The organism is Sinorhizobium sp. CCBAU 05631 (assembly GCF_002288505.1).
GTDB classification, from domain to species: Bacteria; Pseudomonadota; Alphaproteobacteria; order Rhizobiales; family Rhizobiaceae; genus Sinorhizobium; species Sinorhizobium fredii_C.
The window spans coordinates 2,910,034-2,934,719 of the sequence record NZ_CP023063.1 but is presented as its reverse complement, the minus strand read 5'-3'; the positions used below and the strand labels follow the sequence as shown (position 1 = coordinate 2,934,719).

At 63.6% G+C, this 24,686-nt stretch carries 29 protein-coding genes and 1 tRNA gene; 9 read left to right on the top strand and 21 right to left on the bottom strand.

Features of this window, described 5'->3' with window-relative positions; genetic code table 11:
* The first annotated feature begins 47 nt into the window (after positions 1-47).
* Complete coding sequence (locus tag SS05631_RS14400) at positions 48-602, top strand: gamma-glutamylcyclotransferase (protein ID WP_037419802.1); 555 nt, start codon at positions 48-50, stop codon at positions 600-602.
* Here the strand turns inward: SS05631_RS14400 and SS05631_RS14395 are convergent.
* The 4 genes from SS05631_RS14395 to ftsE all read right to left on the bottom strand — a co-directional run bounded on the left by SS05631_RS14395 (position 593) and on the right by ftsE (position 3,936).
* Positions 593-1,393: a 1-acyl-sn-glycerol-3-phosphate acyltransferase gene (locus SS05631_RS14395; protein WP_037419801.1), complete on the bottom strand. Its 801-nt coding sequence runs from the start codon at positions 1,391-1,393 to the stop codon at positions 593-595. The genes SS05631_RS14400 and SS05631_RS14395 overlap by 10 nt on opposite strands.
* A gap of 107 nt (positions 1,394-1,500) precedes the next feature.
* Positions 1,501-2,199, bottom strand: coding sequence for a YdcF family protein (locus SS05631_RS14390; protein WP_037420112.1), 699 nt, complete (start codon positions 2,197-2,199; stop codon positions 1,501-1,503).
* A gap of 113 nt (positions 2,200-2,312) precedes the next feature.
* On the bottom strand, positions 2,313-3,320 hold the full coding sequence (locus tag SS05631_RS14385; protein ID WP_037419800.1) for an ABC transporter permease: 1,008 nt from the start codon (positions 3,318-3,320) through the stop codon (positions 2,313-2,315).
* Complete coding sequence (gene ftsE, locus SS05631_RS14380; protein WP_234782359.1) at positions 3,313-3,936, bottom strand: cell division ATP-binding protein FtsE; 624 nt, start codon at positions 3,934-3,936, stop codon at positions 3,313-3,315. The genes SS05631_RS14385 and ftsE overlap by 8 nt, the downstream gene beginning before the upstream one ends.
* Before the next feature lie 402 nt (positions 3,937-4,338).
* Between ftsE and SS05631_RS14375 the strand changes: the two genes are divergently transcribed.
* The 3 genes from SS05631_RS14375 (at position 4,339) to SS05631_RS14365 (ending at position 6,229) form a co-directional block, all read left to right on the top strand.
* On the top strand, positions 4,339-4,992 hold the full coding sequence (locus SS05631_RS14375; RefSeq protein WP_037419797.1) for a hypothetical protein: 654 nt from the start codon (positions 4,339-4,341) through the stop codon (positions 4,990-4,992).
* Positions 4,993-5,054: 62 nt separating this feature from the next.
* Positions 5,055-5,600, top strand: a complete 546-nt coding sequence (gene hpt / locus SS05631_RS14370; protein WP_037419796.1) for a hypoxanthine phosphoribosyltransferase — start codon at positions 5,055-5,057, stop codon at positions 5,598-5,600.
* A gap of 269 nt (positions 5,601-5,869) precedes the next feature.
* On the top strand, positions 5,870-6,229 hold the full coding sequence (locus SS05631_RS14365; protein WP_037419785.1) for a response regulator: 360 nt from the start codon (positions 5,870-5,872) through the stop codon (positions 6,227-6,229).
* A 31-nt stretch (positions 6,230-6,260) separates the two neighbouring features.
* Here SS05631_RS14365 and SS05631_RS14360 read toward each other — a convergent pair whose 3' ends face one another.
* From SS05631_RS14360 to argH, 4 genes are all read right to left on the bottom strand, one after another.
* Entirely contained in the window at positions 6,261-8,870 is a 2,610-nt protein-coding gene (locus SS05631_RS14360) for a TIGR02302 family protein (protein WP_095678004.1), read from the bottom strand.
* Positions 8,871-9,014: 144 nt separating this feature from the next.
* On the bottom strand, positions 9,015-10,283 hold the full coding sequence (lysA, locus tag SS05631_RS14355) for a diaminopimelate decarboxylase (RefSeq protein ID WP_037419781.1): 1,269 nt from the start codon (positions 10,281-10,283) through the stop codon (positions 9,015-9,017).
* A 15-nt stretch (positions 10,284-10,298) separates the two neighbouring features.
* On the bottom strand, positions 10,299-10,493 hold the full coding sequence (locus SS05631_RS14350) for a lipoprotein (protein ID WP_050988264.1): 195 nt from the start codon (positions 10,491-10,493) through the stop codon (positions 10,299-10,301).
* Positions 10,494-10,697: 204 nt separating this feature from the next.
* Positions 10,698-12,101: an argininosuccinate lyase gene (argH, locus tag SS05631_RS14345; protein WP_037419777.1), complete on the bottom strand. Its 1,404-nt coding sequence runs from the start codon at positions 12,099-12,101 to the stop codon at positions 10,698-10,700.
* A gap of 26 nt (positions 12,102-12,127) precedes the next feature.
* Here argH and SS05631_RS14340 point away from each other — a divergent pair, with 26 nt between their 5' ends.
* A complete protein-coding gene (locus SS05631_RS14340) occupies positions 12,128-12,802 on the top strand; it encodes a TlpA disulfide reductase family protein (RefSeq protein ID WP_037419771.1) in 675 nt (224 codons plus the stop codon).
* Positions 12,803-12,817: 15 nt separating this feature from the next.
* Here the strand turns inward: SS05631_RS14340 and SS05631_RS14335 are convergent, their stop codons facing one another.
* The 7 genes from SS05631_RS14335 to SS05631_RS14305 form a co-directional block, all read right to left on the bottom strand.
* A complete protein-coding gene (locus tag SS05631_RS14335) occupies positions 12,818-13,690 on the bottom strand; it encodes a 3-hydroxybutyryl-CoA dehydrogenase (protein WP_037419783.1) in 873 nt (290 codons plus the stop codon).
* A 142-nt stretch (positions 13,691-13,832) separates the two neighbouring features.
* The gene (locus SS05631_RS14330; RefSeq protein WP_095677910.1) at positions 13,833-14,762 is read right to left on the bottom strand and encodes an electron transfer flavoprotein subunit alpha/FixB family protein; all 930 of its coding nucleotides are present in this window, start codon (positions 14,760-14,762) and stop codon (positions 13,833-13,835) included.
* Positions 14,763-14,787: 25 nt separating this feature from the next.
* On the bottom strand, positions 14,788-15,537 hold the full coding sequence (locus SS05631_RS14325) for an electron transfer flavoprotein subunit beta/FixA family protein (RefSeq protein ID WP_095678003.1): 750 nt from the start codon (positions 15,535-15,537) through the stop codon (positions 14,788-14,790).
* Positions 15,538-15,826: 289 nt separating this feature from the next.
* On the bottom strand, positions 15,827-16,618 hold the full coding sequence (locus SS05631_RS14320) for a rhomboid family intramembrane serine protease (protein WP_037427354.1): 792 nt from the start codon (positions 16,616-16,618) through the stop codon (positions 15,827-15,829).
* A 30-nt stretch (positions 16,619-16,648) separates the two neighbouring features.
* Positions 16,649-17,227 (bottom strand): cob(I)yrinic acid a,c-diamide adenosyltransferase, encoded by a 579-nt coding sequence (locus SS05631_RS14315; RefSeq protein WP_037427356.1) that lies wholly within the window; start codon positions 17,225-17,227, stop codon positions 16,649-16,651.
* 18 nt (positions 17,228-17,245) lie between these two features.
* Positions 17,246-17,449: a twin transmembrane helix small protein gene (locus tag SS05631_RS14310; RefSeq protein ID WP_012709193.1), complete on the bottom strand. Its 204-nt coding sequence runs from the start codon at positions 17,447-17,449 to the stop codon at positions 17,246-17,248.
* Between the two features lie 21 nt (positions 17,450-17,470).
* Positions 17,471-18,304: an SDR family oxidoreductase gene (locus SS05631_RS14305; RefSeq protein WP_037427359.1), complete on the bottom strand. Its 834-nt coding sequence runs from the start codon at positions 18,302-18,304 to the stop codon at positions 17,471-17,473.
* Positions 18,305-18,454: 150 nt separating this feature from the next.
* On the opposite strand from SS05631_RS14305, the gene SS05631_RS14300 reads away from it, so the two are divergent.
* Positions 18,455-19,342, top strand: coding sequence for a YihY/virulence factor BrkB family protein (locus tag SS05631_RS14300; protein WP_037427361.1), 888 nt, complete (start codon positions 18,455-18,457; stop codon positions 19,340-19,342).
* Positions 19,343-19,349: 7 nt separating this feature from the next.
* On the opposite strand, the gene gluQRS is transcribed toward SS05631_RS14300, so the two are convergent.
* On the bottom strand, positions 19,350-20,246 hold the full coding sequence (gene gluQRS / locus SS05631_RS14295) for a tRNA glutamyl-Q(34) synthetase GluQRS (RefSeq protein WP_037427363.1): 897 nt from the start codon (positions 20,244-20,246) through the stop codon (positions 19,350-19,352).
* 55 nt (positions 20,247-20,301) lie between these two features.
* Here gluQRS and SS05631_RS14290 point away from each other — a divergent pair, with 55 nt between their 5' ends.
* Both SS05631_RS14290 and SS05631_RS14285 read left to right on the top strand, forming a co-directional pair.
* On the top strand, positions 20,302-20,949 hold the full coding sequence (locus tag SS05631_RS14290) for a DNA-3-methyladenine glycosylase (protein WP_037427365.1): 648 nt from the start codon (positions 20,302-20,304) through the stop codon (positions 20,947-20,949).
* Between the two features lie 106 nt (positions 20,950-21,055).
* Positions 21,056-21,613, top strand: coding sequence for an HNH endonuclease (locus SS05631_RS14285; protein ID WP_037388531.1), 558 nt, complete (start codon positions 21,056-21,058; stop codon positions 21,611-21,613).
* A gap of 54 nt (positions 21,614-21,667) precedes the next feature.
* Here SS05631_RS14285 and SS05631_RS14280 read toward each other — a convergent pair whose 3' ends face one another.
* Positions 21,668-22,177, bottom strand: a complete 510-nt coding sequence (locus SS05631_RS14280) for a disulfide bond formation protein B (RefSeq protein WP_037427368.1) — start codon at positions 22,175-22,177, stop codon at positions 21,668-21,670.
* A gap of 186 nt (positions 22,178-22,363) precedes the next feature.
* Here SS05631_RS14280 and SS05631_RS14275 point away from each other — a divergent pair.
* Positions 22,364-22,449: transfer RNA gene (locus tag SS05631_RS14275), tRNA-Leu, on the top strand.
* Between the two features lie 89 nt (positions 22,450-22,538).
* On the opposite strand, the gene SS05631_RS14270 is transcribed toward SS05631_RS14275, so the two are convergent.
* From SS05631_RS14270 to SS05631_RS14260, 4 genes are read right to left on the bottom strand one after another with little or no spacing between them, the layout of a single operon-like run.
* Positions 22,539-22,940, bottom strand: a complete 402-nt coding sequence (locus tag SS05631_RS14270; protein ID WP_245369156.1) for a tyrosine-type recombinase/integrase — start codon at positions 22,938-22,940, stop codon at positions 22,539-22,541.
* Complete coding sequence (locus tag SS05631_RS31895; protein ID WP_037427371.1) at positions 22,922-23,122, bottom strand: hypothetical protein; 201 nt, start codon at positions 23,120-23,122, stop codon at positions 22,922-22,924. The genes SS05631_RS14270 and SS05631_RS31895 overlap by 19 nt, the downstream gene beginning before the upstream one ends.
* Before the next feature lie 24 nt (positions 23,123-23,146).
* A complete protein-coding gene (locus SS05631_RS14265; protein WP_037427373.1) occupies positions 23,147-23,632 on the bottom strand; it encodes a hypothetical protein in 486 nt (161 codons plus the stop codon).
* Positions 23,613-23,924 (bottom strand): hypothetical protein, encoded by a 312-nt coding sequence (locus tag SS05631_RS14260; protein ID WP_245369167.1) that lies wholly within the window; start codon positions 23,922-23,924, stop codon positions 23,613-23,615. Before SS05631_RS14260 ends, SS05631_RS14265 begins: the two co-directional genes overlap by 20 nt.
* Between the last annotated feature and the right edge of the window lie 762 nt (positions 23,925-24,686).

The following is a 24,686-nucleotide window of genomic DNA, read 5'->3' as shown; positions in this document are numbered from 1 at the left end:
GCTGCGCCTATCCAGGATGATTCGGTTATTGCGGCAACATTGGTTGAATGGCAGCGGATATGGACGAATTTTGGGTCTTTGGCTACGGCTCGCTGATGTGGAACCCGGGCTTTCGCTTCGAGGAGAAGCTGACGGCGCGGGCTTTCGGCTATCGTCGCTCCCTCTGCGTCCATTCCTGGGTGCATCGCGGCACCGAGCGGCACCCCGGCCTGGTGCTCGGACTGGACTATGGCGGCTCCTGCATCGGCATGGCCTTTCGCGTCGCTGCCGCCGAAAGGGCGGAGGTGGTCGATTATCTGCGCGAGCGCGAGCTGGTCACGCAGGTCTACAAGGAGCGAACCATGCCGGTGCAGCTCTCCGACGGCCGGCGCGTGCCGGCGCTCGCCTATGTGATCGACCGCAACCACGTGCAATATGCCGGGGCGCTCAGCGCGGAGCAGGCGGCCGCCACGGTCGCAACCGCCGTGGGCAAGTCGGGAAACAACCGGGAATACGTGCTCAACACGCTTGCCCATCTGAGGGAAATGGGCATCCGCGACCATTGGCTCGAGGAAGTCGCCGCCAGTCTTACCGACGGTGCAGCCGCGTCGGCTCAGGTCTGATCGGTCACTTTTCCCGCGCCAAGTTCGCGCAGGCGCTGTTTGGCCGTCGGCGGCAGCGGCAGGTGAGGATTGGCCTTGACGGTCTCGACGAGGAGCTCGTCGCTAGCGGCCTCGGTCACTTCGACGAGCTTCGCCAAAAAGGCGTCCGGATCAAGGCCGGCTTCGATGGGCGGCAGCACGCGCACCTTGAAATGGCCGGGAAAGCGCAGGAACTTGCGGCGTGGCCAGAAGAGGCCCGGATGCATGGCGACGGGGACGACCGGCACCTTCAGGTCGCGGTAGAGCCGGGCAATGCCGTACTTGTATTCCGGCGGGGCGCCGGGCGGGCGCCGCGTGCCTTCCGGATAGATGATCAGCTGACGTCCGGTCGCCATTTCCCGCTTGGTGCGCTCCATGACCTCCGTCATCGCCTTGCCGCGGGCGGCGCGGTTTACCGGCACCATGCGCTGCTTGATGATGTACCAGCCGAAGAGCGGGATCCAGGTCAGCTCGCGCTTCAGGATGTAGAACGGGTCGTCGAGCCAGGGCAGAAGCGCATAGGCGTCCCAGAAGGACTGGTGCTTCGGCGCGAAGATGTAGGCGCCCTGTGGAACGTTCTCGAGGCCCTCGATCTCGAAGGTCGTCCCGACGATCTTTTGCATGAGCCAGTGGTTGCTGCGCACCCAGTTCTTCGGCACGAACCAGGCTGTCTTGCGCGGCACGAGAAAATAGACCGGGGTCAGCACGATCATCTGGACGATCAGATTGGCATAGAAGACCAGGTTGAAGAGGATCGAACGCAGGATGATCATCAGGCAGGCTCTCGATGGAAGGCGACGCTGACCGCGATGCGGTTGGCCGTTCCGCTGCCTACACGAAACTCGCAGCAAGGAAAACAGTTCTTGCAGGATCCGGCGCGCTACTCTTCCCGCGGCGCGGGGAGAGAAGCGTCGGTTCTCGGATTGTCTGTCAGGTGCGTGCTCACAAGATCCCGCAGCGAGGCGACCGAATATTTGGCGTATTCGAGCAGGATGGCCTTGATGAAGAGCGGATTGCGCAGCCAGTTGGATGTCTTCAGGTCCGAATTGACGACCGGATAGGCGATGAACTGCGTGTCCGGCCGAACCCGGCGCAGTTCGAGCAGGCTGCGGGGCATATGGTAGTTGTTGGTGACGACGAGGACGCTCCGATAGCCGCGGTCCAGGATCCACTGCCCGGCCTCGGTCGCGTTGCCGATCGTGTCGACTGCTTCATGGCCGATATCGACGCAGCACTTGAAGAGATCGGCCGAACTTTGCGTGTTGCGGCGTATCTGGCTCTCCGTCGTCGCCGGATTGACGCCGGAGATCAGAAGCCGGTTGCCGGCGCCGGATTTCAGCAGTTCGACCGCCTGGTCTATCCGCTGGAAGCCGCCGGTCAGCACGACGATTGCATCCGCTCTGGGTGTGGCCGGCGGCTGCAGCGAGGCGACCGTATCGGCGAAGTGCAGGAAGCCGGCGACGAAGATGGCGAGAAAGGCGAGCAGCACGAAAAAGCCGCGCCGCAGGATTTTGCGCAGCAGGCTGCGAGACCGACGGCGGCGCGCGGCCCTGTCTCGCCATTTGCCCCTATCGGCCATTCCGCTCTCGCGAAGCTCCTCACCCATTATGATTCTCTCACATAGCCGCCGATTGCGGCAGGGGATAGATCGGTCGGGGGAGATTCACGGTTTTGGAAAGCCCACGAGAGGGGTCAGCTCTGATAGGTATCCGTCCGGCCGGGGTCCGAGCGGATAAGGTCGATTTCGTAGATCGTCCGGGTGACGGTCAGCCGCGCCGTCAGCGTCGTCAGCAAGGCGATGACGATGATGATCGCGAAGATGCCCAGATAGCCGGTGTAGCCGATCGCAAAGGTGCCGAAGAGCGCCGTCGCCTGGTCCGTTTCGGGGGTTGCGAGCGTCTGCGATTGCCAGAAACCGGCGATGGCGAATGACAGCGCCGCGAGCAGCCCGCCGGCGCCGGCGCCTTTGAGGCTGATTCTAAGGAAGTGCTTCTGGAACTCGGACGCCACGAAGCCCGCCTCGGCCCCGACGAAATGCAGGACCTCGACGATGTGGCGATTGCCGGAAAGGGCGCCGCGGGTGGCGAACACGACGGTCAGCACCATGGCCGAAAAGACAAGCGCCAGAACGCCGGTCCCGATCATTGTCGTGGTGTTGGCCATGGCGACCAGGCGGTCTACCCACGTGCGATGGTCGTCGAGAAACGCCTCGGGAATCGTCTCCGTCAAGGCCTTTCGCATGGCGGAAAAATCCGGCGGGTCGTTTTCGTCGATGGTTATCACCACGAGCCGCGGCACCGGCAGTTCGTCGAGGTTGAGGCCGCTGCCGAGCCAGGGTTCGAGGAGGCGGGCCGTTGCGGCGCGGTCGATGATGTTGCCGCCCGTCGTGCCGGGGAAGGTCAAGGCGAGGTCGCGCGCGTCGGCGAGCGCCTTCTCCATGTCCAGGTTCTCGTCCGGCTTGATCTGGATGGTGATCTCGCGAGAAATCTGCGATTGCCAGCTTTGCGCCGTCGCGCGCACCATGCTGACGCCGCCGAGCGTCAGGCAGGCGAGGAACGACATGATGGCAATGACGCACATCAAGGCATGGCCGGAGACATTGGCGGAGGGTACGATCGGCCCGGTCGGGCGCACGCGCATCTCGCTGCGGCGCTGCTGCGGCGGCGGGTCTGGCTCGCGGCGGGGGCGCTGCTCATTCATAGATATCGAGCCGCCCCTGTGAAAGGATCATGCGCCGGGCCTCGACCTGGTCCATCAGCGACAGGTCGTGCGTGGCGATCACCACGGCGGTGCCGAGCCTGTTCAGTTCGAGGAAAAGGTTCAACAGCCGCCTTGCCATCGGCGGATCGACATTGCCGGTCGGTTCGTCGGCGAGCAGGATTTCCGGGCGGTCGATCAGCGCCCGGGCGATCGCGGCGCGCTGCTTTTCGCCGCCGGAAAGCACCGGCGGCAGCACATTGATGCGCTCGCCAAGACCGACCCATTTGAGAAGCTCGAGCACGTCCGAGCGATAGCTCGTCTCCTCCTTGCCGCGGACCCTCAGCGGCAGGGCGACGTTCTCATAGGTCGTCAGGTGGTCGAGAAGGCGGAAGTCCTGGAAGACGATGCCGATGCGTCGCCGCAGCATCGGAAATTCCTCGCGCGGAATGGAGGATATGTTGCGGTCGAACATGCGAATGAGCCCGCGCGTCGGCTTCAGCGACAGGAACAGCAGCCGCAGCAGCGTCGTCTTGCCGGCTCCTGATGGGCCGGTCAGGAATTGAAAGGACCGACGCGGAATGTCGAACGTCAGGTCCCGGAGAATTTCCGGCCCCATGCCATAGCGCAATCCGACATTCTCGAAATGAATCAACGGGACAGTCCAATCTCTCGTCACAATCCTCGACAACCGCCGCAACCGGCCGTTCGCACATCCAGGCGTCCTTGCGCCCCGCCGGGCGCACACGAAGCGCGCTGCATCGCTTTGAACTGCGGTGCCGATTGAAGGACCATGCAGTAGGACAGCGCGCCTGCCAAGGCAAAACCGAGTGCGGAACCATGGTTAAGCGACGGTTAACGTCCCAGGAAAACACGCCGCTTTCGCGGCTCTTTCCGAAACATTAACCATTCCGATTTACGTTCCGTGAGGATTTGATGCAATGCCTTGTTTTTGCAGGGTCTTGCCGCGAGCTTGGCGCGCCCGGCGTAGAAGGGCGCGGCACTCCGATGGGAGAGCCCCATGCAGGCATTTCGCACGAAGACCGCCGGTATCGACCTCCTTCCGCCGGAGCGCGTGCCGCGCGCGGACAATCCCCCGGCCAGGAAACGCGACTATGTCGACGTCGAATTCGAGACCGTCGCTCCTGGTCCGCGGCGCGGCCCTTATCCGGTCTTCAACGACAATCGGCGATCGGCAGCGCGCCCCGTTCCGCCTCCGACGACGACCATTCGAAGCGGGGCAGCGGCGCGGCTCCTAGCGACTGCGGAGGTGAAACTGCGTGCGATGCCGGCGCGGCGTTTCGCCGCCCTCGCCGCCGGCCTTGGCCTCACGGCCTTCCTATTGGTGGCAGGGCTCGGGGGGCATGACGAGGCGGATGCCCGTCCGCTGGCCATCGAGACGGTCACGACCTCACTCGATTATACCGGCGGCATGCGCGTGCTTTCCGTCTATGGGGCCATCGACAACCGCTCCGATCTCGAACAGCGTCTGCCGCCTGTGGTCGTCGAAGTGATGAGCAACGGACGGCCGGTGTTGGCGACGCGGCTGATGCACGAAGGCGCGGCCATCGCGCCGGGTGAAAGCCGCCGCTTCGTCACCCGGCTTCCCTATGCGGGCGGAAAAATGCCTGAAGTCGCCGTTTCCTTTGCGGAAAACAGTGTTTCGCCTCGCTGATTGTGCTAATCGGCGCTGGAAAGGGAGGGCAGGCGTTCTTCCTTCAGAAACGGAGACCCGCCATGCCCGTCGTTCGCGGCAAGAATATCGAGATCCTCTATAGCCCCGAGGCGATCGCCAGTCGCAATCGAGACATGGCGGAAGAGATCATGCGCGGGCCGCACAAGGACCTCCTCGTCATCTCGATCCTCAAGGGCTCCTTCATCTTTGCGGCCGATCTCATCCGTGCCATGCACGGGGCGGGGCTTGCGCCGGAGGTCGAGTTCATCACGCTGTCAAGCTACGGCACGGGGACCGAATCCAAGGGCGTGAAGATCACCAAGGATATCGACAGCGACGTGCACGATCGCGACGTTCTCTTGATCGACGATATTCTCGAATCCGGGCGGACGTTGCGCTTTGCCAAGGACCTGCTCTACGAACGCGGCGCCCGCCACGTGACGATCGCCGTACTGCTCGACAAGCGCATGAAGCGCCGCGTCGACTTGGAGGCCGATTATGTCGGCTTCGAATGCCCCGATCACTTCGTGGTGGGCTACGGCATGGACGTCGCCTATGCCTTCCGCGAACTGCCCTTCGTCGGCGTCGTCACCGGCGACGCGGAATAGTGTCTCTCCGGCCTCCGATACCCGGTTTCACTCTTTGCGGGGAGGGCAATGATTGCTTGCGCCTGATGGGCGAGTATTCGCCCTTTCTCTACCTGGAAGCGCGAGATGCTGAAAATCGATGAGATCGCGTTTACCGAAAGCAAACAAAAACCTGTTTGGTTGGAACGGTGTCACGGCCGCAGGCGGCGTGGATACGGATGTTCAACGACGTAGACGTCTTCCTTGCGAACGACGCCGGCGCTCCGTGAGAGCGAATACGGGAGGCCATGATGGCGAAAATCCTGATTACCGAGGATGAGGATGCCTTGCGCTCGTTCGTGGCGCGGGCGCTGCAACTCGATGGACACGAAACGGTTGAGGCCGGGGATGGTGCCGACGGGCTCGCCTGCCTCAAGGACCAGCGCTTCGACCTGCTGCTTTCCGATATCCGAATGCCGGTCATGGACGGCATCGAGCTCGTGCATCAGGCATCGGCGGCCTTTCCCAAGCTCAAGATCTTGCTGATGACCGGCTATGCCGAGCAGCGCGAGCGCACCGACGATCTCACTGGCAAGGTGGTGGATGTGATTTCCAAGCCATTTTCCTTGCCTGACATCCGCAAGGCGGTTGCGCACGCCCTGGCGGCCTGAGGGTTTCCTGAGGCCCTGCTCGGGCGGGGCCTCAGCGCATATCGAGCAAGCGCTCCAGATATAGCCGCTCGACTTCGGGCGACAGGTTGTCGCCGAGCTTGCGCCGGATCGCGTCCAGGATCTGGCGGGCGCGCTGCGTGTCGATCTCGTCCGGCACCTTCACCTGGTCGCCGAAATCCGGTCCGGCGTTCTGCTGGCGGCGCCCGAGCGGATCGCGCCCGTTCTGGCCGTATTGCGGCACACCTTGCCCGGGGCCGGGCCCCTGACCCTGGGCCTGCATCTGGTTCATCATGTCCTGGGCGCCTTCGCGCAGCGCCTGCAGCGCCCGGCCCTGGCTGCCAACCGCCCGTTCGCCCTGGCCCTGGCCGAGGGCGCCCGCGGCGTCCTTCATTTCGCGCCCGGCCTGGCCGAAGCCCTTGCCGGGCTTTATGCCGAGTTCCTCCAGGCCCTTTTGCAGATCGCCCAGCTGCTTGCCGAGCGCCTCCTGCTGCTCTCTGAGCTGCCTCAAGGCTTCCTTCAGCTGCTCGGCGGTCATCTCGTCGAGCGGGTTCGGCTGTCCGTTCGGGTCGCCCTGCTGTCCGGGATCCTGGGGCATGTCCTGGCCGAACAGCTCGTTGTCCTCGCCCTGCAGCGGATCGCCGCGCTGCATCCGGTCACGCAGCGCCTGGTCCAGCTTGAATGTTTCGTCCATCAGCTGCTGCTGCTGCTGCATCAGCTGGCCGAGCTTGTCCATCTGCTGGCGCATGGCGCTGTTCTGCTCGCCGCCCTGTTGCATTCGGCCGGCCTGCAGATTGTTCATCATCCGCTGTAGTTCGGACAGAAGCTGGCGCGCCTGATCGCGCGCTCCGGAGCGCGCCAGGTTCTCGATCTGGTCCATCATCTTTTCCAGATCCTGCTGGCGCAGCACATTGTTCATGTCCGGATTGGCGGCGATCGCCGGATTTTTGGCCGCCTGCTCGGCGAGCGCGCGCATATATTCCTGCATCGCCTGACGCAACTCCTGCATCAGCCTGGCGATCTCCTCATCCGAGGCGTTGCGTTCAAGCGCATCGGAGAGCGCCTCCTGGGCATCGCGCAGCCGGCGCTCGGCGAGCGACAGGTCGCCATCCTCGATGCCGAGGGCGATTTCCCAGAGATGCTCGGCCGCGTCGCGCAGCATTTCGTCGTTGCGGGCGAGCTCCATCCGCGTCCGGGCCGACTGGATCAGCAGGAAATGGGTGAGGTTCGGGATCGTCTCCTCGGGATAGAGCGTCAGCGCATCATTGAGATCGATGGCATGGGGGAGCTGGTTGGCGTCGAGCGCGAAGACCTGCCGCTGTTCGGCGACCGCTGCGGCCAGCGGCTCGAAGAAGCGCCGCGCCGGCAAAACCATTTCCTCCGGCACGCTTCGCCCTTCCTGGCCGGCGGCGTCGCGGGCGACGAGAGTGATCTCGACGCGCTTGCCGGAAAGCGGATGTTCGCTCAAGTTCCGGCTGGTCGTTCCCTTGGCATCGCGCGGGTTGCGGCGGGGCAGGTCGAGGCGGTATTCCGGTGGTGGATAGAGCGGCCTGGCGCCGGCAGCCGGTTCGTCCAGAGGATTGATCTCTGCCCAGGCCTGGGCGATGCCGTAGTCGTCATGGGCGAGGAAGCTTATCTCCAGCGAAGCGTTCGCCGTCGGACGGGGAGCACCATCGAAGGCGATGCCGGGGACGCTGTCGGGAATGATCTTGAAATTCCAGCGCTGTCCGGCAACGGAAAGCGTCCCGTCGCGGGTGATCTTGAAGAGATGGCTGCGGGCGCCGTTCGCCGGCGTGCCGGCCGCTTCCGCCGGCTGCTGCGGCGACGGCTTGCCGGCCACGGCCGGGATGATCGTCGGCTGAGGGCTGCCCGTGTCGGCATAGCTGACCTGCGTCTCCTGGCCGTTGCCCGTTACCCGGACCGTGACGTCGCTGAACTGCGGAATGGTGATCGCAGCCTGCCTGTCGGCGGCTGCCGTATCCTCCCGGCCGGTCAGGAAAATCGGTGCGCGGCCGGTATAGGCCGGCGGCGTCACCCATGCGTCGATGCGGATGTCGGGAGCAGCGACCTGCCGTTCGGGCAGCCGAAACGCATCCGACGCCAGGCCGGCGCGGTTCGAATAGGAATAGGCGAAGGCGACGCAGGCGATGAGGATCGGCACGGCTCTGAGTGCTAGGGGATCGTGTCTCGCAACGTCGGGACGTGGCAGGCCCGTATCGAGGCCGTGGACGAGACGCGCCATGCGTGCCTGGTGCTCGTGCCAGAGTGCCGCACCAACGGCTCCCTCCGTCGCCGGCGCGTCATCCTGCACGCGGATCGCCTGATGCGGCAGCCGATTGCGGTCTTCGAGCATCCGGTCGGCTTCGGCGATCTCCGGCCAGCGAACGCGGGTGAGCGGCAGCAGCGTCAGGAAAAGCCCGGCGGCGAAGGCGAGCAGTACCACGACGTGCAGCCAGAACGGCGCGACACGAAAAAGGCCGAGCCAGCCAGCTGAGAGGAAGAGGAGAACGAGCGAGGCCGGGGCGAGCGCACGGGGCAGGAGCTGCTCGGAAAGCAGGATCAGGCGTGCCAGGAACCGCTTCGTCGCCAGCATTCTGCCGAGTGACTTCGGTTGTGGCGTTTCATCCTGCCGGAATTGCGTCATCCGCCTAAGTTCCCTTTCGATCCCTTTGACCGCCGCGGCGGTCAAAGGTCAGGATAACATCCTTTGTGGCGAAGGCGAGGGCGACAAGAAAAACAAACCGTGATCGCGCCGAGGCGCGGCCCGTCGAAAGATCTACGCCGGGGATCAGTCAAGCCAATCCGGCACCGAGTCGAGGCCGATCAAATCGTCGTAGTCCTCGCGCGGGCGGATCACGTGGAATCGATCGGCCTTGACGAGTACCTCGGGGACCAGAAGGCGGCTGTTATAGGTGCTGGCCTGGACCGCTCCGTAGGCGCCCGCTGAACCGATGGCGAAGAGATCGCCCGGCTTCGGCATCGCCATCTCCCGGTCGAGCGCCAGATAGTCGCCCGTCTCGCAGACCGGGCCGACGACGTCGGCCTTGATGCGCGGCGCATTGGCCGCAGAAATCTTCACCGGCCTGATCTCGTGATAGGCTTCGTATAGCGTCGGGCGGATCAGGTCGTTCATCGCGCCATCGACGATTACGAAGGTCTTTTCGCCGCCATCCTTCACATAAATGACTTCCGTGACGAGAATGCCGGCATTGCCGACAATCAGCCGTCCCGGCTCGGTGACGATCTTGCAGTCGAGGCCCTTCAGCTGGTTCTTGACGATGTCCGCATAGGCATCGGGGAGCGGCGGCGGATTGTTGTCTTCCCGGTAGGGGATACCGAGGCCGCCGCCGATATCCACATGGTTGATGGCGTGGCCATCCGAGCGCAGCGTATCGACCAGTTCGCGCAGCAGCTTGAAGGCATCGTCGAAGGGCTGCAGCTCGGTGATCTGGCTGCCGATATGCATGTCGATGCCGGTCACCTTAATGCCGGGGAGCGTCGCGGCATGGGCATAGACGGCGCGCGCCCGCTCCCAGGAAATGCCGAACTTGTTTTCCTTCTTGCCGGTCGAGATCTTGGCGTGCGTGCCCGCGTCGACGTCCGGATTGATGCGGAAGGAGACATGCGCCTTTTTGCCGGCGCGGACGGCCCGCTGGTTGAGGATCTCCAGCTCCGGCTCGGATTCGACGTTGAAGCAATAGATGCCGGCCTCGAGCCCGAGGTCCATTTCGCGCGGCGTCTTGCCGACGCCGGAAAACATGATCCGCTCTGCAGGAATGCCGGCGGCGAGCGCCCGGCGGAGCTCGCCCTCGGAGACCACGTCGACGCCGGCGCCGAGGCGGCCGAGCGTCTTCAGTACGGCCTGGTTGGAATTGGCCTTCACCGCATAGCAGACCATCGCATCGACGTCGGCGAAGGCCCTTGCGAACACCCGGTAGTGTCGCTCGAGCGTCGCGGTGGAATAGCAATAAAAGGGCGTGCCGACGGCGCGGGCGATATCCGTTACTGGGACGTCTTCGGCGTAAAGAATTCCGTCGCGATAGTCGAAATGGTTCACGGGGGTGTCGCTCGCTTAGAGGAGGGGATCAAGCAGGAAGGGGCGGTCCTCGACCGTCTCCTTCGGTTCGGCGGTGCCGGCGGGCGCCTTCGTGTTGATCGCCGTGGTGGCGCCCGGCCGGTCGAGATCGCCCTTGCGCCCGCAGCCGGTCAGAACCAGCCCCGGAATTGCCAACAGGAGCGCAAGCCGGGCCGCCTTGGTAGATGTCATCGTCATGTCCCTCGCCGAAGCTGAAGCCGATTGATCTTAGATAGAGCGGTCTCTTATCGGTTTTTCAGCGACTTGTGCACCCTGTTTGTGTGCGCAGATGTCTACGTTTCAATGCATATCGCTGCCTCACCCTAGCCTTCTCCCCGCGTGCGGGGAGAAGGTCGCGGCAGCGGGATTAGGGGCGCGCCGGCGGCAGCGAATCCACTAATTGCGCGCCCGCCACCAGGCAATCTGCTTGCGCACCTCGGCCGGTGCGGTGCCGCCGAAGCTGGTGCGGCTCGCGACGGACGCTTCGACGGTCAGCACGTCGAAGACCTTGTCGGTAATGGCGGGGTTGATCGCCGTGAGTTCGGCAAGCGGGAGGTCAGCGAGATCGCAGCCCTTCTCTTCGGCAAGTGCGACGGCTTTTCCGGTCACGTGATGCGCATCGCGGAACGGAAGGCCCGCCGCGCGGACCAGCCAGTCGGCAAGGTCGGTGGCGGTCGAATAGCCGGAACCGGCGGCGGCCTTCATCCGGTCGGCGCGGATCGTCATGTCGCGGACCATGCCGGTCATCGCCGCGATCGCCAGTTCGAGGCTTTCGGCCGCGTCGAAGACCTGTTCCTTGTCCTCCTGCATGTCCTTGGAATAGGCGAGCGGCAGCCCTTTCATCACCGTCAGAAGCGCAATCAGCGAGCCGTTGATGCGGCCGGTCTTGGCGCGCACGAGCTCGGCGGCATCCGGGTTCTTCTTCTGCGGCATGATCGAAGAACCGGTCGAGAAGGCATCCGACAGGCGGATGAAGCCGAATTGCGGCGTCGACCAGATGACGATCTCTTCGGCAAGACGCGACAGGTGCGTGGCGGCGATTGCGGCGATAGACAGGAATTCCAGTGCGAAGTCGCGATCGGAGACGGTATCGATCGAATTGCGGGTCGGCTCGCGGAAGCCGAGTGCCTTCGCCGTCATGTGCCGGTCGATCGGGAAGCCGGTGCCGGCAAGGGCGGCGGCGCCGATCGGGCTTTCGTCCATATGCTCGATCGCGTGGCGGACGCGCGAGCGGTCGCGGCCGAACATCTCGACATAGGCCATGCAATGGTGGCCGAAGGTCACCGGCTGGGCCGTCTGCAGATGGGTGAAGCCCGGCATCACCGTGTCGGCATGCTCTTCCGCCCGGTCGAGAAAGGCGCCGATCAGCGCTGTCAGGGCCCTTTCGGTCTTCTGCAGTTCTTCCTTCACCCAGAGGCGGAAATCGAGCGCCACCTGGTCGTTGCGCGAGCGTGCCGTATGCAGGCGTCCGGCGGCGGGGCCGATCAGCGTCGCCAGCCGCGCTTCGATGTTCATGTGAATGTCTTCGAGCCGGCGCGAGAACTCGAAGGCGCCGCTTTCGATCTCTGACAGGATCGTGCCGAGGCCGTGAACGATCTTGTCTTTGTCCTCGGCGGAAATGATGCCCTGATGCGCGAGCATCGTGGCGTGCGCTATTGAGCCGCGGATGTCCTGGGCATAGAGCTTCTTGTCGAAGCCGATCGAGGCATTTATCTCCTCCATGATCGCGTCCGGGCCCGAGGCGAAGCGTCCGCCCCACATCTGGTTGGAGGATTTCGTCTCGGAACTGCCGTCAGCCATCGGAATGCCCGCCTTTGGAGAATGAAATGCAAGACCAGAAGAAACGTCCTCCGGCCGTGAAGTTGTTCGCGCTCGCTGCCCTGTTTGGCGTGATCGCCGGTGCGGCTGCGGTATACGTGAAGGAGACCGGGTCTGGCAATGGCGGCGCGGCGCCGACGGCGGACGCAAGCTGCCCGCTCGCCGGCGAAAAGGTGGCAGCGCTGACGCCGCTGATGCGCGGCCAGGTGGCGGCGATGACACCGGCCGCCAATCCGCGGCCGATTGGCGGTCTCGACTTCACGGGGCCGGACGGAAAGCCGCTGACGCTCGCCTCTTTTGCCGGCAAGACGGTGCTCGTCAATCTCTGGGCAACCTGGTGCCTGCCCTGCCGCGAGGAGATGCCAGCGCTTGACGGGCTGCAGGGGGCGCTTGGCGGCCATCGCTTCGAGGTCGTCGCGGTCAACATCGACACCGGTGGCGACGACAAGCCGAAGGCCTTCCTCGACGAGATCGGGGTCAAAGACCTGCGCTATTATCGCGACGCCTCGATGGGCGTCTTCAACACGCTGAAGAAGGAGGGGCTTGCCTTCGGTCTGCCGGCCACCCTGCTGATCGACGAGAAGGGTTGCCTTATCGGTTCGATGAACGGGCCGGCCGCCTGGGACAGCGACGATGCGAAGCGGCTGATCGAGGTGGCGATAGCGCCGCCTCCGGAAAGTTAAGCGATATCGCGGGCCTCAGCGCGTCGGGACCGGAACGTCGCCGCGATAATCGTAGAAGCCGCGGCCGGACTTGCGGCCGAGCCAGCCGGCCTCGACATATTTCACCAGCAGCGGGCAGGGACGGTATTTCGAATCGGCGAGGCCGTCGTGCAGCACCTGCATGATTGACAGACAGGTATCGAGGCCGATGAAATCGGCGAGCTGTAGCGGCCCCATCGGATGATTGGCGCCGAGCTTCATCGCCGTGTCGATGGCATCGACCGTGCCGACGCCCTCGTAGAGCGTGTAGATCGCCTCGTTGATCATCGGCAGCAGGATGCGGTTGACGATGAAGGCGGGGAAGTCCTCGGCGACCGTGACGGTCTTGTCGAGATGGGCGACGAATTCCTTGGCAGTCCGGAAGGTCTCCTCGTCGGTGGCGATGCCGCGCACGAGTTCCACCAGCTTCATCACCGGAACCGGGTTCATGAAGTGGATGCCCATGAAGCGTTCGGGACGGTCGGTCGCCGAGGCGAGCCGGGTGATCGACAGCGACGAGGTGTTGGTGGCAAGCAGCGCGTCCGCCTTCATGATCGGACAAACCTGGCCGTAGATCTTGCGTTTGACGGTTTCGTCTTCGGTGACCGCCTCGATTACGAGATCGGCCTGCGAAAGATCGTTGATATCTGTCGAGCCCTTCATCAGCGACAGCGCCTTCTTGCGGTCGTCGTCGCTCATCTTGCCGGAGGAAACCTGGCGGGCGAGGTTGCCGTTGATGGTCGCCAGCCCTGCTTCGATGCGGTCAGCAGCAATATCGTAGAGCTGTACCTTGTAACCGGCGGCTGCTGAAACATGGGCAATGCCGCAGCCCATTTGCCCCGCGCCAATAATTCCGATTGTCTTGATCATCGAAGCGAACATCCACTTTAGGAAATCTCGGCAGCGGCGCTGCCGAAGATGCAAAAAACCGGGCCGATGGTACGGCCCGGTACGATTGTTAATGCCAACCCGGCAGATTTTCCAGCCCTTTTCGTGCCCGAGTGCGGCGCCCTCAAAGCGCCTTTTCCAGTTCCGGCAGGACGTCGAAGAGATCGGCGACGAGGCCGTAGTCGGCGACCTGGAAGATCGGCGCCTCTTCGTCCTTGTTGATGGCGACGATCACCTTCGAATCCTTCATGCCGGCAAGGTGCTGGATGGCGCCGGAAATGCCGCAGGCGATGTAGAGGTCGGGAGCGACCACCTTGCCGGTCTGGCCGACCTGCCAGTCGTTCGGCGCATAGCCGGCATCGACGGCGGCGCGGGAAGCGCCGACGGCGGCGCCGAGCTTATCGGCGACCGGCAGGATGACCTCCTTGAACTTCTCCGAGGAACCGAGCGCCCGGCCGCCGGAGATGATGATCTTCGCCGAGGTCAGTTCCGGCCGGTCGGAGGACGAGAGCGCGTCGGAGACGTGACTGGAAAGCCCCGGATCGGCGGCGGCCGAGACGCTCTCGATGACCGCTGAACCGCCTTCACCGGCGGCGGCGAACGAGGCGGTCCTGACGGTGATCACCCGCTTGGCTTCGCTCGTCTGCACCGTCTGGATGGCATTGCCGGCATAGATCGGCCGCCGATAAGTGTCGGCAGAGACCACTTCGATGATCTCCGAGACCTGGGCGACGTCGAGGAGGGCGGCAACCCGCGGCATGACGTTCTTGCCGACCGAGGTGGCGGCGGCAATCAGCGTGTCGTAGGAACCGGCGAGCGAGACGATCAGCGCCGCCAGCGGCTCGGCCAGGTTGTTGGCGAGCGAGGCGTCGTCGGCGACCAGCACCTTGGCGACGCCGGAAAGCTTGGCCGCCTGCTCGGCGACCCCTTTAACGCCTGAGCCGGCAATGAGCACATGCACATCGCCGCCGATCTTCGTCGCGGCCGTCAGCGCCTTCGCCGTCTGGTCGGAAAGGTGGGTGGTGTCGTGGTCAGCCAGAAGCAGAATGGCCATGATGGAAATCTCCCTTTCCTTAAACTTAAAGCACGCCGGCTTCGGACTTGAGCTTGTCGACGAGCTCGGCGACCGACTTCACCTTGATGCCGGCCTTGCGGCCGGACGGCTCTTCGGTCTTCAAGACCTTCAGCCGCGGTGCGGTGTCGACGCCGAAATCGCCAGGCATGTGTCTGTCGAGCGGCTTCTTCTTCGCCTTCATGATGTTCGGCAGCGAGGCATAGCGCGGCTCGTTCAGGCGCAGATCGGTGGTTACCACCGCCGGCAGCTTCAATTCGACCGTCTGCAGGCCGCCGTCGACCTCGCGGGTGACGTTGACCTTGCCGTCGCCGAGCTCGACCTTGGAGGCGAAGGTGCCCTGCGGCCAGCCGAGCAGCGCCGAGAGCATCTGGCCGGTCTGGTTGCTGTCGTCGTCGATCGCCTGCTTGCCGACGATGATCAGCCCCGGCTGCTCGGCTTCGGCGACACCCTTGACGATCTTGGCGACGGCGAGCGGCTCAACCTGGTCCTCGGTCTCGACGAGGATCGCCCGGTCGGCGCCCATGGCGAGCGCGGTGCGCAGCGTCTCCTCGGCCTTGGCCGGGCCGATCGAGACGACGACGACTTCGGAAGCCTTGCCGGCCTCCTTGAGCCGCAGCGCCTCTTCGACCGAGATCTCGTCGAACGGGTTCATCGACATCTTCACATTGGCAAGCTCGACGCCCGAACCGTCCGCCTTCACCCGGATCTTGACGTTGAAGTCGACGACCCGCTTAACAGTGACCAGGATTTTCATGGATTCTTTCCCTCCAGCAGCGTTCGCAGGAAAATGCGCCTTAACAAAGCGGCCTGATTGTCGATTGGCGACATCGATACGCGTTTTTTCTCCAATTACAATCGCCAACCGCAACGCTAAACCGATATTAGCCCGCGAACTTTATTAACGTTTACGTACACGTAAGACGAGCTTCCGGCAAGCGGGCGGGAGGGGCCTGAGGCGGAAACCTTTCCCTGCGCCTGAAGACCGCGTAATCTGTTGAAATCGCAGCGTATAATCGTCAGATCGGGACCGCCCGCTCCGTTCCTTAGGTCGGACGGCCCCAGGGGGTCGGCGGTTTCCGCTTGCCCGGCAGGGGCGTCTCCGTTCCCTCGACAGGCCCAGACTCGTGTTCGACGGCGCGGGGGCTGACAATGGTGCGATCGAAAAGCGGCACGCCGCGGCGTCGCAAAACGATCACGAGAACGAGGCCGGCAAGGATGCCGCCGATATGGGCGGTCCAGGAGACGCTGCCGCCCGGATCGACAGCGAACATGTAGAACTGCTGGCCGATCCAGAAGGCGAGCGGGATGGCGGCGGGCAGCGGCAAGGGAATGCGGAAAAGCACGAGCACCCAGACCCGGACCTTCGGGTGCAGCAGAAAATAGGCGGCGACCACGCCGGAGACGGCACCGGAGGCGCCGATCAGCGGCGCTTCAGAGGCGGGATCGATGAGCCCGTGCGCCAGCGCGCCGGCGGCGGCGCACAGCAGATAGAACAGGAGAAAGCGGACGTGCCCGAGCGCGTCCTCGACATTGTCGCCGAAGACCCAGAGAAACAGCATGTTCATCGCCAGATGGGTGAAGTCGCCATGCAGGAAGGAATAGGTGACAAAGGTGAACTCGTCCGGGACGAGCGCAAGGGCGGGGTCGAGAATGGCGTAGTCGAACACAATCGCCGGGATGTAGCCGAAACCGAGCACGGCGGCATTGGCGAACTCCTCGGTGGCGATCGGTACGGTGAAGAGCCAGAGGGTGAAATTGAGGAGGATCAGCGTCACCGTCACATATTGCATGTCGATATGCTTCAGGGCGTTCCTGTCGTGCAGCGGTATGAACATCCGATCCCCGAAGCGTGATTTTGCGCGAGCCTATCTGTTCTTGCCCGGAACCCAAAGGACGTCGGCGCGTCCCATGTCGTTCGCCCAACGGGCGGCGACGAACAGGAAGTCGGAGAGCCGGTTGATATAGGCAACCGCCTCGCGGCTGACGATCTCGCCTTCGGCCTCGGCAAGCGCCACCATCTGCCGTTCGGCGCGGCGGGCGACGGTGCGAGCGGCATGGAGCGCTGCGGAGGCGGCGCTGCCGGCAGGCAGCACGAAGGAGCGCAGCGGCTCGAGATCGGCATTCAGCCGGTCGATCTCGGCCTCGAGGCGAGCCACCTGGGCGGCGACGATCCTTAGCGGCTCATAGTCCTGCTTCTCGCCGGTCTCGGGTGTGGCGAGATCCGCGCCGAGATCGAAGAGATCGTTCTGGATACGCATCAGTATCTGATCGAGATCCGGCCTGTCGCCGGTATGCTGGCGCGCCAAGCCGACGAAGGCATTCGCCTCGTCGACGCTTCCATAGGCATCGACGCGAAGATCGCTCTTCGAGCGGCGCGGGCCGGCAACGAGGCCGGTCGTGCCGTTGTCGCCGGTCCGGGTGTAGATCTTGTTGAGCTTGACCATCGTGACTTCGCTTGGTCCTCAGCTCGGCCGGCCACCGCCGGTGACCCACAGCGTCAGCATGATCAGCACGAGTGCCAGCGCCTGCAACGCTATGCGCGTCTGCATCAGCTTGTTGGACGTATTGCCGCTGCCCTTGCGGGCCATGTTCAACAGGCCGCGGATGAGCACGATCGCAACCAGGCCCATGACGAACAATGTCACGGCGGTCAGGAAACTGGGCATGTCATCGCTCCTTCTATTCAATCAGCCGAGTCGGCCGATGATACTGTAGAACAGCGCCGCCGGCAGGAGTTTCTTGAGCAGCACACCCTGTTTGGCGGGCCTGGTCACGACATAATGCGGCCTCGGCCGGCGCGACGTCAAAGCGTGTTTCAGAACGTGATAAACGGCCTCCGGTCCGAGCCTTCCGCGGACCGGCTTGCTTTCGCCGCGCAGGCGTTTCAGCTGTTTCTCGTACTCCGCCCGGTGGACGGAATTCTTGAGGTCGATGAAGCGCTCGACATAGGCAAGCGCATTGGCGGTGAACTTCGACGTGATCGGCCCCGGCTCGATCAGGCTGACCTCGATGCCGCTGCCGGCAAGCTCCATCCGCAATGTCAGCGACAGGGCCTCGAGCGCGGATTTCGAGGCGTTGTAGGCGCCGCGCCAGCGATAGGGGACGAGACCGAGGATCGACGAGCATTGCACGATGCGGCCGCCGCCCCGAGCCCGCATCGCCGGAATGACGCGGCGCGTCAGATCGTGCCACCCGATCACGTTGGTTTCGAGCTGCAGCCGCAGCGCTTCCGTCGGCAGGTCCTCGACCGCGCCCGCCTGGCCATAGGCACCGTTGTTGAAGAGCGCATCGATCCGCCCGCCGCTCAGCGCCATCACGGCTTCCACCAGGGCGGCGATCGTCTCCGGCCTGGTATAATCCATGAGGAAGGTTTCGATGCCTTCCTGTTCGAGCTCCGCCTGGTCCTCCGGCCGCCGGACGGTCGCGAAGACGCGCCAGCCGTCGCTTTTCAGAGCGCGCGCGCAATAGGCGCCGATGCCGGATGAGCAGCCGGTGACGATAATGGTGGGGCGTTCAGACATCCGGTCGATTCCTGTAGAAATACCTGTCCCGTTTCCCATATTCACGATTGGGAAACAATTGAATTGCGCGCACTTGCGTCCTGGCGGCGCGCCGCCACAGGCATAGCGCGTAGCCGGTCACGCGGAAGGGCGGGCACTACAGGAGACGGAATGCCGGCATCGCTTCGCATCATCTGGAAGGTCGTGTTCGATGCGCTCTGGCATTTCAGCGAGGACGACGGCTGGGCGATGGCGAGCCATGTGGCCCTGTCGTCGCTGATGGCGGTCTTCCCCTTCCTGATCTTCGGCACCGCGCTCGGCAGTTTCCTCGGGGCCGACCAATTCGCGGTGACGGCCGTCCACCTGATCTTCGATGCCTGGCCCGAATCGATCGCCAAGCCCGTCGCCGATGAGATCGTCGAGGTGCTGACCATCCAGCGCGGCGGAGTCTTGACGCTTTCCGTCGTCGCGGCCGCCTATTTCGCCTCGAACGGCGTCGAAGCGCTGCGAATTGCGCTGAACAGGGCCTATCGCGTGGCGGAAAGCCGCCCGTGGTACATAACCCGGCTCGCCAGCCTCGGCTTCGTGCTTGCCGGCGTCCTGATCCTCGCCGTCATCAGCATTCTGCTGGTCGCCGTCCCGCTGGCCGTCCGCAATGCCGACCAATGGCTACCCTGGCTCGACGCCGTGCTGGCGACCGTCGATAATTGGGGCCTGGCGCTGGCGCTCGCGATGCTGACGATGGGGCTGTTGGTGTCGCATCTGTGGCTGCCGGACGGGCACCGCAAGATCGTCGACGTGTTGCCCGGCATCCTGCTGACGCTGCTTCTGTGGTCGATCGGCGCCTATGCCTTCGCATCCTATCTGGCGGCCTTCTCCAACTATGTGGCAACCTATGCCGGCCTCGCCTCGATCGTGATCGTGCTGGTTTTCCTCTACATGGTCGGGGCGATCTTCATCATCGGCGCCGAGATCAATGCCGCCATCCTGAAGTTCAAGGTCAAGCGCATGGTGTCACGCAGCTTCCAAGGGCGCGGCGAGGGACCGCCCTCCCAATAGGACGGCTTTATGCCGCCTCCAGGACTATGGCGCGCAGTTCCGCCGGCGAGCGACCGGCGGTGCGGAAGGCGGCGATACCTGTGTCCCCGTTGCTCTTCGACAGTTTCCTGCCGTCCGCCCCGAGGATCAGGCGATGATGATGATAGACCGGCTCCGGCAGGTCGAGAAGCCGCTGGAGCAGGCGGTGGATGGAGGTTGCGTGGTAGAGGTCGCGGCCGCGCACGACATGGGTGATGCCCTGCAGGGCGTCGTCGACGACCACCGAAAGATGATAGCTCGAGGGCGCGTCCGAGCGCGACAGGACGACGTCGCCCCAGACACCCGGATCCGCCGCGATCAGGCCGGTTTCCCCGGCCGGACCTTCCCCGGTCTCGCGCCACAGGAGCGGTTCGGCAAGGCGGCCGACCGCCTTCGCCACGTCGAGCCGCCAGGTGTGGGGACGGCCGCCCGCGACGAGGTCGGCCTGCTCGCTTGCCGTCAGCGCACGCTCGCGGCCCGGATAAAGCGGCGTCCCGTCCGGATCGCGGGGCCATGCCCTTCCGCTCGCCCCATGCGCCGCCACCGCCGTTTTGATCTCGCCGCGGGTCATGACGGAAGGATAGACCAGCCCCATGGTTCTCAAGCGTTCGAGCGCTGCCGCATAAAGATCGAGCTGATCTGATTGGCGCCGCACCGGTTCTTCCCAGATGAGACCCAACCAGGCGAGGTCCTCGAAAATCGCCGCCTCGAACTCCGGACGGCAGCGCGCCCGGTCGATGTCCTCTATCCTCAGCAGGAAACGGCCGCCCATCGCGCTCGCCATGTCGTGGTTGATAATGGCTGACAATGCGTGGCCGAGATGCAGCAAGCCGTTTGGGCTTGGGGCGAAGCGGAAAACCGGTTGTGCTGGCGGCGGAACGGGCATTGTGCTCCTTTGCCATGGAAGCTGTATAAAGGTCATCCGCTATTTTGGAGGGTGCATGCGGATCATTCGCACAAGCGACGATATCGAGGCTGGCCTCGCGGGTCTCGTGATGCTCGACGCCCGCCTGGAACACGTCCTCGACAAGGCCGGGCCGGTGCCGCTCAGGCGCACCGATCCGGGCTATCGCGGCCTTGCCAATATCATCGTCTCGCAAATGGTCTCCAAGGCGAGTGCGGCGGCGATCTGGAGCCGCATGGAGGCGTCGCTCGGCGAGATCAGCGCCGGCGCCGTGCTTTCGCTTGACGACGATGCCTGCCGGCAATTCGGTCTTTCCCGCGCCAAGGCAGATACGCTGCGGCGGGTGGCGACCGCGGCGGTTACGGACGAGATCGATCTCGACGGCATCTGCAACATCGAGGCGGCCGCGGCGATCCACGAGCTGACGGCGATCAAGGGTGTGGGGCGCTGGACGGCGGAGGTCTATCTGCTCTTCTGCGCCGGCCATCCGGACGTCTTTCCCTCCGGCGACGTGGCGCTGCAGAACGCCGTCGGTCACGCGCTCGGTTTCGAGTTGCGGCCGACGGCGAGCGAAATCGATTCGCTCGCCGCCTCTTGGTCCCCCTGGCGGAGCGTCGCGGCCCGGCTTTTCTGGGCTTACTATGCGCGTGAGATGCGGCGTGATGCGCTGCCCGTGACGCCTTGAAGAGAAAAGCGAATCCTTTGTTTGGTTTTTCTTTCCGGCTTCACAATCCTGTCGCAACAGGCCTAATATAGAAGATGCAGATGCCGAATCGCTCAGGAGAATACGCTTGACGATTGCAGTCTCACCTCAGGCCCTGCCGGCGCTTGTGTTGAACGCCGATTACCGGCCGCTGAGCTATTACCCCTTGTCGCTCTGGTCCTGGCAGGACGCGATCAAGGCGGTCTTTCTCGACCGCGTGATAATCCTTGCCGAATACGAACACTCCGTCTCCTCTCCCAGCTTCTCGATGCGGCTGCCGAGCGTCGTCTGCCTGAAAAGCTATGTCCAGCCGTCGCGCTTTCCGGCCTTCACCCGGTTCAACGTCTTCCTGCGCGACAAGTTCGAATGCCAGTATTGCGGATCCCCGGACGATCTGACCTTCGACCACGTGATCCCGCGCGCGCATGGCGGCCAGACGACCTGGGAAAATGTCGTCGCAGCCTGTTCGCCCTGCAACCTGCGCAAGGGCAGCAAGCTGCCGAAGCAGGCCCACATGTTCCCGCATCAAAGGCCGTACCAGCCGACCGTGCAGGACCTGCACAACAATGGACGGCTCTTCCCGCCGAACCATCTGCACGAAAGCTGGATGGACTATCTCTACTGGGATGTCGAGCTGCAGCCGTAAGGCCGTGCCTTTTTTCAGGTCAATGCGAATATCTTGGCGTGAGCGGTTGCGACCTTACGCCTTGGCGGCGCCCCGCAGCGCGATCGCCGCGAGGATCAGGCTGGCGATGACGTTCCAGCCGGCGAAGGACAGGCCAAGGACGCGCAGCGCCGCGTCGGTGCAGGACGGAGCGTGCTTCGCGTCAAGATCGCCGAGCAGGTCGCCGACATTTGAGGAGATGCCCTGGGCGGTCGTCGCGCAGGTCGACGGACCCTCCCAGAAATGCCATTCAGCACCGGCGTGATAGACGCCGATCCCGGCGCCGACGAGCATCAGGACGCCGACGGTTCCGAGCAGCGCGCGCGTCGTCCAGGCCGGCAGTTTCAGCACGCTGGCGACAATGGCGACGAGGCCGAGCGGAATGCCGTAGTAATAAGGGTCGCGCTGCATGAGGCAGAGGGCGCAGGGGATGTAGCCGCCGATATGCTCGAAACCGAGCGCGCCACCGACGGTCGCCGCCATGCCGAGCGTGACGACGAGGGCGAGAAGCAGTTGCTGGCGCGTGGCGGCGGAAGCCTCGATCATGAATACCTCGCAAGGGCGGCGAAACGGCGCCCGTCTTCTTATGTAGGTTCGGTTCCGCTGTAAATCGCCGTCACCGGCCCCCGGCCGCACGCTTTTGTGATCGCCGCTGCGAAAATCGCAATTTCTCGATTGACCGGCGCGAAAACGATCGTGTAAATCCCAAACCGCTGATATCGCTTGAGCCTTGCCCCATTGGCGGAATTGGTAGACGCGCTCGACTCAAAATCGAGTTCCCAAAAGGAGTGCTGGTTCGACCCCGGCATGGGGCACCAACTCTTAAAGCAGCCGTTGATTTTCCTTATCTCTTTGGCTGTTTTTGTCCCACATTTTCCAAACCCGAAATGTGTGGGACAAAAGTGACCTACTTTTGTTCCGGCACGAGCTTGTGCATCGCTCCTGCGGCCATCTTCTTGCGGCGCGCTTTTTTGGTGTAGGTCGTCGTCTGGTTCTTGGTCGTCCAGCCGAAGATGGCCATCAGTTCCTCGTCGGTCGCGCCGTTCTCGGCCGCGATCGTCGCGCCAGCCTTGCGCAGCCCGTGAGTGGTGCAATGAAAGAGGCTGGCTTGATCACACCAGTCACGCATCTTGTTGCCGAGGCCATTGGTAGTGAACGGCTTGTTGAACTCCGTCACGAGGAACGTCAGGTTGCCGATCGGAGTTTCGTCGATCGTCTTTTGCAGGACCGGCAGCACCGGGATCTCGACCATCACGCCGCTTGATTTCCGGGTCTTCTCAGGGCGGATCGTCAGAATGCCGTTGCGCAAATTTGGCGGCCGAGGACCGCAAGGCTGTCGAGGCGCAGGCCGGTGTAGAGTGCCAGGTGCAGCATGAGGCGAGCCTTCGACCCGGCGGGATGCCTTGCCTCGAACTGCCGCACCTCTTCGACCGTCCATGTGTGGAAACCATCGCCTGAGTGCAGCAGCTTGATCTTCGCGGCCGGGTTCAATGCGGCCAGATCGCTCTCGACGGCCTATGAGAACATGGCGGAGAGGGCGCGCTTCACATCATTGCGGGCGCCGGGCTTGGTGCGGATCGCATCGCGGATCTCCAGTACATGCCGTTTGCGCATGTCGGCGTAGGGAAGATCGCCACAGCGCGCATTGCCGAACTTGTAGCTGCAGATCTCTTCGAGGATGCGCGAACGGCGGGCGAGAACTTTGGCGCTGATATTTCCCCGAACGCGTCGCTTGTATTCTGCCAGCAACCAGTCGACCGTACCCTCCAAAGGCTTACGCTTCAGCTGCCCCGGCCGTTTCTCGTCCTGTTCCCTTGGAGCATAAGGCACGCCGAGACGCGCGCAGGCGACTTCCTTGTCGAACTCGACCGTTCCCGGTTTTTCGCGAAGCCGAACTTTGTTCTTGCCCGGCGCGCGAAAATAATAACGCGGCTTGCGGGTGCGAAAGTCGCGGTCCAGGCTGACGCCTCTCGGAAGCTTGTCATCGAGCCGTTTTGGCATTGTCAAAACCATTGCCCTGCTGCGGTTGTTGTTCGTCAAGTTCGCTCGCCGCGTCCCATTTGAGCGGGAGCGCCTGGAAGGCTTCCCTCAATTCGTCAACGCTCCATATGTTGCGGCTTCCAAGCACGCGCGGCGGGGGCATCGTGCCGGCCCTGACAGCGCTGTCGAACAGCGGGGGGCTAATGCTCAGGAGAGCCGCTGCTTGCTCACGTGTGACGCCAATGGGCTGCAGCGCAGCCGGCAATACAGTCGAGCGACGGGGGCGGTCGCCTGTGGCAAACGCTTTCATCACTTTCTCCAAGGCAGCCCCCTGGGAGGGGCGGTCGTTGATCTCAAGTTGAGGATCGTGCATGCAAGAGCAGTCCATGCGCGGCGTCGCGCATGGACTGCTCAAGAGTTCTGGCATGCGTCAAAAGCAGAACAGCGGGGACGGTGAAGGCGCTTGCCTCAGCATCGGTGGCAGGCGTCAGATACCATACTGTCGCTATGCATCCGCTGGACTTTTTGAAGTCGGGTGTTCAGTAATTGAGGCCGGTTTCTTCCTTGATAATCTTCCGCCTTCAGAGCCAATGAACGCTGGCGCAGCATAGTCATCAACATCTCCTGACCAGGTTCCGAAATTTCCGCTCGAAGGAGCCTCCCCTGGGGGTATGTTCGCGCGAAGGCATCGTCAGTTCGGTAGTCAGCGCCCGTGGTATGCGCAAGCGTTCCGAAATGACTGCGAGGCTCTACAAAAAATCGGCATAGTTTTCCGTACGGGCACCTGAGTGGTGTTCCAGATGTGGAACCGTCAGGGCTGGGTCCGACCGGCGTACCGACCCGGAAGCTCTCGCTTCACTCGCCTCCGGTCGTAATGCCATCGGCTCAAGGGCTCGCTCAAGGATCATCGAATCGTCCGCTCGCAATTACGCCACATGCGACCTAGAATTGCAAGGGTGACAGAGAGACGTCGATCTGCGTGTGTCCGCTTTCCTGAGGCAGAGACCCGCAGCGCCTGAGCAAGAATGCCAAAGCGCTCCGCGGCAATCGTAGGGGCGGAATATTGAATTCAGGC